This is a genomic window from Streptomyces sp. NPDC058985 (assembly GCF_042740985.1).
Classification (GTDB): Bacteria; Actinomycetota; Actinomycetes; order Streptomycetales; family Streptomycetaceae; genus Streptomyces.
Genome location: NZ_JBHYJX010000032.1, coordinates 84,937 through 94,719, shown reverse-complemented (window position 1 = coordinate 94,719; position 9,783 = coordinate 84,937). Strand labels below are relative to the sequence as shown.

9 protein-coding genes are annotated in these 9,783 nt (G+C 68.2%); 6 read left to right on the top strand and 3 right to left on the bottom strand.

Annotation, left to right across the window (positions count from 1 at the left end; genetic code table 11):
• Window positions 1-209 precede the first annotated feature (209 nt).
• Window positions 210-386 (bottom strand): helix-turn-helix domain-containing protein, encoded by a 177-nt coding sequence (locus ACFW01_RS25595; protein WP_384506985.1) that lies wholly within the window; start codon window positions 384-386, stop codon window positions 210-212.
• Window positions 387-733: 347 nt separating this feature from the next.
• Between ACFW01_RS25595 and ACFW01_RS25590 the strand changes: the two genes are divergently transcribed.
• From ACFW01_RS25590 to ACFW01_RS25580, 3 genes are all read left to right on the top strand, one after another.
• The gene (locus ACFW01_RS25590; RefSeq protein ID WP_384506973.1) at window positions 734-1,375 is read left to right on the top strand and encodes an HAD family hydrolase; all 642 of its coding nucleotides are present in this window, start codon (window positions 734-736) and stop codon (window positions 1,373-1,375) included.
• A 55-nt stretch (window positions 1,376-1,430) separates the two neighbouring features.
• Complete coding sequence (locus ACFW01_RS25585; RefSeq protein ID WP_384506970.1) at window positions 1,431-2,612, top strand: helix-turn-helix domain-containing protein; 1,182 nt, start codon at window positions 1,431-1,433, stop codon at window positions 2,610-2,612.
• A gap of 231 nt (window positions 2,613-2,843) precedes the next feature.
• Window positions 2,844-3,227, top strand: a complete 384-nt coding sequence (locus tag ACFW01_RS25580; protein WP_384506967.1) for a DUF6415 family natural product biosynthesis protein — start codon at window positions 2,844-2,846, stop codon at window positions 3,225-3,227.
• A 292-nt stretch (window positions 3,228-3,519) separates the two neighbouring features.
• Here ACFW01_RS25580 and ACFW01_RS25575 read toward each other — a convergent pair whose 3' ends face one another.
• Window positions 3,520-4,002: an SAM-dependent methyltransferase gene (locus tag ACFW01_RS25575; protein ID WP_384506964.1), complete on the bottom strand. Its 483-nt coding sequence runs from the start codon at window positions 4,000-4,002 to the stop codon at window positions 3,520-3,522.
• A gap of 72 nt (window positions 4,003-4,074) precedes the next feature.
• Entirely contained in the window at window positions 4,075-5,463 is a 1,389-nt protein-coding gene (locus ACFW01_RS25570) for a Tat pathway signal protein (protein WP_384506961.1), read from the bottom strand.
• 283 nt (window positions 5,464-5,746) lie between these two features.
• On the opposite strand from ACFW01_RS25570, the gene ACFW01_RS25565 reads away from it, so the two are divergent.
• From ACFW01_RS25565 to ACFW01_RS25555, 3 genes are all read left to right on the top strand, one after another.
• Complete coding sequence (locus ACFW01_RS25565) at window positions 5,747-6,136, top strand: DUF6415 family natural product biosynthesis protein (RefSeq protein ID WP_384506958.1); 390 nt, start codon at window positions 5,747-5,749, stop codon at window positions 6,134-6,136.
• Between the two features lie 195 nt (window positions 6,137-6,331).
• Window positions 6,332-8,233, top strand: coding sequence for a glycoside hydrolase family 15 protein (locus ACFW01_RS25560; protein ID WP_384506955.1), 1,902 nt, complete (start codon window positions 6,332-6,334; stop codon window positions 8,231-8,233).
• Window positions 8,234-8,259: 26 nt separating this feature from the next.
• Window positions 8,260-9,774, top strand: a complete 1,515-nt coding sequence (locus tag ACFW01_RS25555) for a sensor histidine kinase (protein ID WP_384506952.1) — start codon at window positions 8,260-8,262, stop codon at window positions 9,772-9,774.
• Window positions 9,775-9,783 lie beyond the last annotated feature (9 nt).

Below are 9,783 nucleotides of genomic sequence, written 5' to 3'. Positions count from 1 at the left end.
CGACCGATACCGGACCCTGTACGGGTGCGGACACTTCGACCACCGCGACCGCGGATGCTCACACCCCTTGAAAAACGACCCCATCCCACGAACCAACGAAACTGCCAACTATCCACTCTCTGTCCAGCCGACAAGCTGCCCACGGTTTTGTTTTGTCAACCGCGACACCAGGAATGAGCCCCTTCCCGAGGCCAAGTATCAGAAACTCCTCAACCTCCCATTACTCTCTGCTGCTTCACCCAGGCTTCAACCTCTGAGAAATTGAAACGAATCTTTGAGTTCACTCCTGTGCCGAATCTGTATATCACCAATCCCGACTGGACTGCGTTCTTGTACAACCAGGAGACCGACACATTCAAATATGCGGCAGTTTCCTTGACATCCATGAACCGGTCAGTCACAGCCACTCGCAAGTCTCCTCCGTCGTCTCTGCCTACAACCACACACGGCGCCTCGAAAGGCACACCCGTGATCCGGTGTCTCACCGACCCGGGCCGTGGATCAATGCTCCGCAGCATCGCCGGTTTGCCCAACCGGCAATCTTCGGCTATGTTCCGTTCGGGCTGAATAGCTGCAGCGTTGAACGTGGTTGCACTCGACGGCGAGCGGTGCTTGACGAGAATCACCTCGTTGCTGGGCAACACAACGGCAACCCGTCAGCCCGATGGGCCTGATCTGCCCCTCCGAAACGCGCTAGCCTCAGCGGGCACGGGACGACCGATACTCTGCCCGCATGATTCGCGCAGTGATCTTCGATGTCGGTGAGACGATCGTCCGGGACGACCGATACTGGGCAGCGTGGGCCGACTGGCTCAGCGTCCCCCGGCACACCGTGTCCGCGCTCGTTGGCGCGGTCGTCGCTCAGGGACGTGACAACGCGGATGCCCTGCGCCTCATTCAGCCCGGCATTGACCTCGCCACCGAGTACGCGGCCCGTGATGCGGCTGGCCGCGGCGAGGACCTCGACGAGACGGACCTTTACGACGACGTACGCCCCGCGCTCAGCGAACTACGGGACCTGGGTATGCGCGTCATAATCGCCGGAAACCAAACCGCCCGCGCGGGTGAACTGCTGCGCGCCCTGGAACTTCCCGCTGACCTGGTCGCCACCTCCGGAGAGTGGGGTGTGGCCAAGCCTGCCCCGGAGTTCTTCCGTAAGGTGGTGGAGGTGGCGCAGGCGACACCCGCCGAGACCGTGTACGTCGGTGATCACCCCGCTAACGACGTCACCGCCGCCGCCGCTGCCGGGCTCCGCACGGCGCACCTTCGACGCGGCCCGTGGGGTCACCTGTGGGCCGACAGCCCAGAGGTGACCGAAGTCGCCGACTGGAGGATCAGCACGCTCGCCGCCTTGCCGCCTCTCCTCACTGCGTAGAAGTTGCAGACCCGTTCATATCTCGTAGGTGCATGCAACTGGGTACGGTGCGTATATGCCTATGGCCAGTAGGCGTGAGGTAGGCCAACGCATGGCGACCATCCGCCGCGCACGCAGGATGACGCAGGCCGACCTCGCCCGGGCCGCCTACGTCTCCCTCGCCACCGTGAAAGGAATCGAGCGAGGTGCCCGCTCGCCCAGCGACGACACCCTCGACTCGATCGCCGCAGCGCTCAACGTCGACCCGAGCCGCATAGTCGCTGACAGCGTCCGCACCGACAGCCGTGTGCACGCCGCCCTGCCCGACATCTCCGTGGCCATCGCCGCCTACGACGTCCCTGCCGACAGCGCACCGCGCCCGCTCTACGAACTCGGCGACGAGGTCGGCGAGCTCGTGAAGTGGCGTCTCGCCACTCAGTACGCCCGCATCGCCGAGCACGCCCCCCGTCTGCTCACTGAGTCGCTCGCGACGCTCCACTACACGAGCGGCGCTGAGCACCTTCGCGCCGCGCACCTTCTTGCCGCCGCTGCTCGCTCCGCGGACGCCGTGGCGTACAAGTTCGGTGCCCTCGACTTATCCGCGCGACTGGTGGAACTGATGCGGTGGGCGGCCGACCAGACCGAAAACCGCATCGTGCAAGCCACCGCAGCCTACGTGCGCACCGAGACATTCTTCGCTGCCCGCGCCCACGCTCAAGGGTTACGCGCGTTGGAGCAGGCCATCGACGCCTGTCCGAGCCCGCTCGGCACGGTGTCAACCGCTGCCCGCGGCGCTTTGCACATGCGTGCCGCCGTCGTCGCTGGCCGCAGCGGTGACATGGACGCCGTTAACCTGCACCTCGACGAAGCCCGGGCGCTCGGCGACGCAGTGCCGGAAGCCGCTTATGATGGCACGCAGTTCGGCCCGGACTCAGTTCGCGCGCACGAAGTCTCTGTAGCTGTCAGCCTCGGGCAAGAGCACCTGCAGCGGGCTCTCGACATCGCCGCCGAGTGGACGCCGCCCGACAGGTTGCCCGAGGAGCGGCAATCCAGTTTCTGGATCGAGCTTGCCCGCGCGCAAGTGTGGACCGGCCGCCCGGACAACGCCTTCGAGTCGCTAAAGGTCGCCCGGTTCATCGCCCCTCAACACACGCGGGAACATCCATGGGCTCGTGACGCTGCTTCGACGATCCGTCGGCTGAAGCGGGCGGACGCTGATTCGTTGACGAGTTTCACCGAGTGGATCGGCGCAGTCTGAAAGTGATACACGGTGTATCCCTTTCACGCCTCCTAACGATCCAAGCTCTGTCTGTCCACATAGACGAGGCAGACCGGAGACTGGGATGAAGAAGTGCGCCGGCAAGTTGCTGCGGGTCGACGGCCCGGTGAGCATTGCGCGGCTCCACGGCCGGGCGTGCTGGTACTGCGGCACCGTGGCGCGAGAACTGGCCGCGGTCGGGCGTGTTCGATTGATGGCTGGAACCCGTGTGTGGACGGTCGTTTCGTGCGGCTGCCACGCAAAGGTGACGGCGGCGTGATGCGCACGACGCAACAGCGCATCGACGCGGACCAGATTTCCCACCTGATCGCCGAGGCGCTCGGCGCTACCGGCATCCTGCCGCCCATGACCCGGCTCGAAGAGCTCGACAGGGCGCTGCGGGCGGAGATCGAGCGGCTCGTGCTGCTCGTGCAACGCCGGGCCGACGCCAAGCCGCAAGGGTCCCGCGACTGGTACAGGCTCGTCCAAGCTGCCGAGCGAGCAGTGGACACCCTGAACTTCCGTATGGGCATGGCGCCACTTGCTGGCGCCATCCACGTCGCTCACCTTGCCCGCCACGTGCACGAGCTGCGTGAGGTTGGGGTGATCGGGTAGTGACCCGACCATTGCAACGAGCCCATCTAGGACGAGCCTCGCACGGTCGCAGTGGACTTGCCTACCGGCATCGGCACCGCCCCGGCCTGGTCCAGAGCAAACTGACGACGCAGTGCGGAACCTTGCGTTCTCCCGAACGAGACAACACTTCGGGTTCGGGGATTGCCGAGGCCTTGTCTTGCAAATGAGTTGCCAACAACGACGGCCGGACTACTTGCTGCACCCTCCGCATCACCGTGGGCAGGTGCCGTTGAGCGCTTTTGCGAGCAACGCGTCGCTGCGGTCGGCCAGCTTACGGGCGCTCCGAGGCATCCAGCCAGTAGGTGGCCAGCATCTCGGCCGGCCAGGCTGGCTGATAAACCGGGCCTCGGGGCCCCATCTGTGCGAAGTACGGCGCTATGTCGAGGACAGGAGTTCCGTCCACAGCGTCCAGGTCGGTGACAACGAGGTCCCGGCCGTCCGCCTTGAGCAGTCGCGGATAACTGATCGCCAGTTGGTTGGGGCGCCGGTGGTTGCGGTGGACGAACGTTCCGGTCGCCGGCCAGATCGGGTTTCCCCGTGGGCTCCGCGCATGGAGCTGCACGTCTTCGGGGCGCGCCATGTGGAATCGCCAGGTCACCGTGAGGTGGGAGAACTCCTCGATGCCCTGCAGCGTTTCGAGCGGGAAGGCGTCGTCCAGTCGGATGATCGACTCCACCCCGCCCTGATAGTCGTCTTGGACGCGGGTGTGGCCCCCGACGACCGTTGCGATCGGTTCGACCTCGTACGTCGCCATCGGCGCTCGTTCCTCTCCCATGAAATCGCGTGTGCAGCAACCGCCGGCCGCACCTGCGGACCTGCCCTGTGGTCAGCCTATGGCGCGCAGCATCTCCCGCGCCCGGCGGTCCAGTGCAGCCACGTGACGGCCTCCGCGTTGCCGGACGGGCGACAGGTCGCTCTGCATGCGGACGATGACGTCGCGAGCGCGGCCCGACTGGACGCCGACCATGGCATCGAGGGCTTGTCCCCAGGTACCGCATGCCTCGTCGAGACGTCCTTGCTGGACCTGGACGGCGCCCAGGTAGCCGAGGGTCACGCTGTGGGTGCGGGCGTACTGCTGCCGGCGGCGGGTGCGGACGCTGCGCTGGAAATGGATCTCCGCCTCGACGGGGTTACCCAGGTCGCGCAGGGCGCAGGCAGTTTCATGGGCGAGAGAGGCTTCCTGGAAGAAGCCGACGCGGTCGGGGGCGTCCTCGTTGTCGGCGCGAGCGAGGTCCCGCTCTGCTCGGCTGATGGCCGCGAGGGTGCCGGGCCTGTCGCCGTCGGCGGCCAGGGCACGGGCGTGGACGATGGAGAGCAGGGCCTTCTCGCGCGAGGCGGCCTGGCCGTAGTGAGTGCGGGCCATGGAGGCATCGGCCAAGTCGAGGGCCCTTCGTGGGTGTCCGAGGTCGACTGCCTGGTGGGCGAGGGCGCGCAGGATGTGGCCGCCCAGCGGTCCGTCGCCGGCTTCGGCCGCTATGCGGGCGGCGAGGGTGAGGTAACGCTGAGCGGTGCGGTGCTCCGAGGCGTCGAACGCCATCCAGCCGGCAATGTAGGTCATCTCTGCCACGGCCGAGTACGTGTCCCGGCGGTGCCGTTCCGTTCGAAACCCGCTACCCAGCAGGGGCACCGCTTCGTCGCGAAGGTGGCCGGCCAGAGCCGAGCGCCCAGAGGCTCCACCACGCTGCTGGTCCCGAGCGGAGTAGAAGGCTGTCAGGTTGCGGACGTCATCGATGTCGGCCTGGGTCACCAGCCGTGGGGAGACTGCTGGGCGCGATGCTGCGGCGGTTGGGGCGGTTGTCCACCACGAACTCGCGGGCAGAGTGAGGCCGGCGGCCGAGTACGCGGCGGTCGCCAGCAGCTTGCGTCGGTGCATGTCCAGGTCGTCGCTTCCCAGCTCGGCCAGCACGGTCAGAGGGTCGACGCTCCAGTCGGAACTACTGTCGGACGAGCCTGTCGGTCCGTCTTCCAGCCCGAGGTCAGCGAGGGTGAGAGGGCGACTGAGCCTGCGGGACAGCGTCTCACGCAGGATATGAGGCGCTCGCCCGCTGGGCTTGGTGCCCTGGACCCACATGGCGATGTGCGAGCGCGAGATGGTCTCCAATTCGCGAGCACCGCTCTCCGCGGCAACACGAGCGACCGCGGCGGCTGCTTGGGGCTGGGACCAGCCCGCTTCGCGCAGGAGTGCGGCGAGGGCGACGTTTCGCTCACGGGCCATGGGCTGCCCCTCGGGTCCGAAATGATATTTGACGCCTTTGACGGCCTTGCGGGCCGCACAGGCATACCCCCCCAGCGGGAGTTCGCGGTTCGCTCAATGTAGCGGCCGGATCACTCACCATGCACGCCGACCGACTGCGGTGCACGGCTTTTCTCACTCAACTTGGCTTGATCCACTTAGGAGTTGTGTCATGCGTCTATCGCTGGCCCCTCGCCGGGCGTTCTGCCAGCGCACTGGTCAGGACCGGAGCCTCGGTGATCCGGGTGCCGGGCGTGACCAAGCGGTGTCCGCGACGCAGACGGTGACGCTCGTGCTGGGCGAGGACTCCCCGCTGCCCGAGACCGCCGCCGATGTGGAGGACCTCGTCCTGCGGCTGCGAGGGCACGTCAACCAGCTCGGAACCCTGATGCCTTCGCAAGAGCCGGTCTTGCTCCGTGCGCAGCAACTCTGCTCGGTCGGGCTCCAGGAGGGCTATCTGCCCAGCCGGGTGCACCTGGTCAGACTCGCCGAGGCAACGCGGGAACTCGCGAAGATCCGGCTGGACAACGTCGGAGCGAGTCGACCGGCACGGAGGTTGGCTCGGTGGACGCCGCAGATCAACGTGCTGCGCGGTGCGGTCTTCGCCGTCGCCCTCACCTGCCTGGTGTGGGCCGCTTCGGTGCCCCGGACATGATCCTCACCGGAGCGCTCCTCATCGGACCCATCCTCGTCGCGATGGCGTGGCTGGTGTGCCGAGGCACTCGTGCGACTGGCCTCGACCTGCGTCCCCGCGCTGACCGCTGACTCCTTGACTCCCGGCCTGTCCCCGGCCGCTTCGGCGGCCCCGATAACACCCGCAGACCAGCGGGGCTTAACGGAGATCCACACGATGAAACGCCTTCCGCGCATCGAGCAGTACGGCCTGATCGGCGACACGCAGACCAGCGCCCACGTCTGCGACAACGGCACGATCGACTGGCTTTGCCTGCCCCGCTTCGACTCACCGGCCGTGTTTGCCGGTCTGCTCGGCACACAGAAGCACGGCACCTGGCAGATCGCCCCGGCTTCGTCCGCAGGCGGGTCCGGCTCCGGAGGAGTGGCTGAACGCCGGTACCGAGGTGACTCGCTCGTTCTCGAATCGCTGTGGCGTACCCCGACTGGTTCGGTCCGGGTCCTGGATTTCATGCCGCCGCGCGACGGGGCCCCACAGGTGATCCGGATCGCTGAGGGCCTGACTGGCGAAGTGGAGATGGTCTCGGCCATGCGTCCTCGGCCGGTGTACGGCAGCGTCAGCCCGTGGATCCACGAGGTCGGTGGGCGCATGGTCGCGGAGGCCGGCGCGGACGCTCTGTGGCTCGACACCTGCGTCCCGCAGGTGGAGAAGGACGGCGTCGTCGTCAGCGCCTTCACCATCGCCGCCGACCAGAGTGTGGCGTTCGTGCTCAACTGGTGCCCGTCGCATGCAGCCGCCCCTGACGTTGCTGCCCCTGAGACCGCCCTCGCCGAGACGCTCGCTTTCTGGCAGGACTGGACGCAAGAGTGCACCTACGACGGGCCCTATCGCGAGGCCGTGGTCCGGTCCTCGATCACGCTGAAGGCCATGACCTACGGGCCGAGCGGCGGGATCGTCGCGGCGCCGACCACGTCGCTGCCCGAAGAGATCGGCGGCGACCGGAACTGGGACTACCGCTTCACCTGGCTGCGCGACGCAGCCACGACGCTTGCCGCGCTGCTGGGGACCGGATACCGGCAGGAGGCACAGGCATGGCGGCGGTGGCTGCTGCGCGCTGTGGCCGGGGACCCGGAGAACCTGCAGATCATGTACGGGATCACCGGGGAGCGTGACCTGCGGGAGCGGGAGCTTCCCTGGCTTCCCGGGTACGGGGGATCGGCTCCGGTACGGGTCGGGAACGGGGCGGCGAACCAGCTGCAGCTCGACGTGTACGGCGAGGTCATCGACACCCTGTACCTCGCGCACCAGAGCGGAGTCGCCCACTGCGCCGACACCGCGGTCCTGCACCAGCGGCTCATCGAGCACCTGGTCCAGCGCTGGCGGGAGCCCGACGAGGGCATCTGGGAGATCCGCGGGGCCCGCCGGCACTTCGTCCATTCCAAGGTGATGGCCTGGGTGGCGGTCGACCGCACCATCCGCCTGGCCGAGGCCGGCGCGCTCGACATGGACGTGGCCCCGCTGGTCGAGCTGCGGGCGGCGATCCACCGGGAGGTCTGTGACAAGGGCGTCGACCCGGTGCGCAACACCTTCACCCAGTCCTACGGCTCGCAGGAGCTGGACGCTGCCACGCTACTCATCCCCCGCACCGGCTTTCTGCCGCCCGACGACCCGCGCGTCATCGGCACCGTGGATGCGGTCCGTCGTGAACTCTCCACGGAGGACGGGCTCGTGTACCGGTATCCGACCTGCGGTGAGGACGTCGGGGTGGACGGCTTGACCGGCGACGAGGGCGCCTTCTTCCTGTGCAACTTCTGGCTCGTCGACGGCCTCGCCCTGACCGGCCGCCCCGACGAGGCCCGTGCCTTGTTCGAACGCCTCCTGGCTCTGCGCAACGACCTCGGGCTCCTGGCGGAGGAGTACGACCCCGTCCAGCAGCGCCAGCTCGGCAACTTCCCGCAGGCGTTCAGCCACATGGGCCTGATCCAAAGCGCCCTGCTCCTTCAGCAGATGGCGGCGCAGTCCTCCCCCCGCCACGCCGCGCTCGCGGTCCCCGCACCCCGCTCAACCTCCCGCAGCACGCGCCAGTCCACCGCCGACCTGACGCCGCAGCACGCATAGCCACCCCACCCCTGACGAGGATTCCCATGCCTGACAGCGCCTTGACGGCACGGCCGGCCGCGACCGGCCACCGCAGACGGCGGCCCCCGGTCGACGCGACCACGCTGTACCTCGCCCGTCGCGCCGTGGCACTGCCCCTGGCACTCCTAGCCGCGCTGCTGCTCGCCGCCTTCGCTCTCCGGTCGGGGTCCGTCGTAGGCCCCGGCTGGGTCCTGGCCGGCCTGGTCTGCGGACTGGCGGCGGTCGTCGCGGTGGCGGCACACGGAACACGCACCGTGGCCAGTGCCGTGCGGTCGGCAGTGGAGGAGTCCCAGTCAGCAGCGCTGACAGCGGTCACAGGGGCAGCGGCAGCCGTTGAGAAGTCGGTGCAGTGGTCGGCGGACGAGCTGTGCCGCGGAAAACGTCCAGCGTTGCCGGACCCGCACACCGCGCAGTCGCCCACTGCGAACGCCGGGATCGACAACGCGCTGAGTGCCCTCCAGGCGCAGGCCATCATGTCGCTGATCCGCGTGCACGACGAGTCCCAGTCCGTGGTCCTCCTGGAAGTGCTTCGCCGCCTGGCCATGCGCGAGCACGCCCTGGTAAGCAAGGCACTCCAGGCACTGAGCCAGCTGGAGATGCTGACCGACGACCCGGAACTGCTGGCCAAGATCTTCGAGATCGATCACCTCGTGACGCGGATGCGCCGCCAGGTCGAGAGCACGGCGGTCCTGGGCGGGCAGTCCCTGCGCAGCGTGCGCCGGCCCGTTCCCGTCACGACGGCCCTGCGTGGCGCTGTCTCCGAGGTTGTGCAGTTTCCGCGAGTGGCCGTCGCGGCCGGATCCGTGGGCGCCGAGCTGGGGTTGCCCGGCCATGTGGGGCCGGACCTGACGCACCTGCTGGCCGAGCTGATCGAGAACGCCTGCGAGTGCTCGGATCCAGCGACGCGGGTGATGGTGCGCGCGCAGCGGGTGCCACACGGGCTGGCCATCGAGGTCGAGGACCGCGCCATTCCCATGCACCCGCAGACGCGGGCACAGATGAACGACCTGCTCAAAGCCCCGGACGAGGTCGACGTCAGCGGCCAGGTCCGGGCCGGACAGCTCGGCCTGCTGGTCGCCGCGAAGATCGCCCAGTCACACGGGTTGTCCGTCCTCCTGCAGGAGAACGCGACGGGTGGCACCACCGCCCTGGTCGTCATACCGGCACGGCTCCTGGTAGCCATTCCATCGGTCGAGGACGCTGGTGCGCCGCAGCCCGAGGAAGCTCGCATGTCCGGGCAGCAGCCGCATCAGGTGGCCGCGGCTCCTGCCGCCCCAGGGGTGGGGCAGGTCGCACGCCCCGGCGCCGCTGGGGCATCGACCTCGGCGGGTCATTCGGCCGACGCGCCCGCTCTTCCCACGCGCACGCGTCGGTCGGAACCTTTCCGTCCGCCACAGGAGCGGGAGCAAGCCCCCGTGTCCGGGGCGACGCCCGGGCTGGCAGCCGCCTTCCGCAGCGGCCTCCAGGCCGGCGGCACCGCCAGTCCCCCTCCCGCCTCGACAGAAGACCCCACCCCCTGACCCGCTTCT

What these genes read in the sequence shown, in the direction of transcription:
- ACFW01_RS25595 (WP_384506985.1), bottom strand. Translation starts at nt 386, where the DNA reads ATGGATGTCAAGGAAACTGCCGCATATTTGAATGTGTCGGTCTCCTGG.
- ACFW01_RS25590 (WP_384506973.1), top strand. Translation starts at nt 734, where the DNA reads ATGATTCGCGCAGTGATCTTCGATGTCGGTGAGACGATCGTCCGGGAC.
- ACFW01_RS25585 (WP_384506970.1), top strand. Translation starts at nt 1,431, where the DNA reads ATGCCTATGGCCAGTAGGCGTGAGGTAGGCCAACGCATGGCGACCATC.
- ACFW01_RS25575 (WP_384506964.1), bottom strand. Translation starts at nt 4,002, where the DNA reads ATGGCGACGTACGAGGTCGAACCGATCGCAACGGTCGTCGGGGGCCAC.
- ACFW01_RS25570 (WP_384506961.1), bottom strand. Translation starts at nt 5,463, where the DNA reads ATGGCCCGTGAGCGAAACGTCGCCCTCGCCGCACTCCTGCGCGAAGCG.
- ACFW01_RS25560 (WP_384506955.1), top strand. Translation starts at nt 6,332, where the DNA reads ATGAAACGCCTTCCGCGCATCGAGCAGTACGGCCTGATCGGCGACACG.
- ACFW01_RS25555 (WP_384506952.1), top strand. Translation starts at nt 8,260, where the DNA reads ATGCCTGACAGCGCCTTGACGGCACGGCCGGCCGCGACCGGCCACCGC.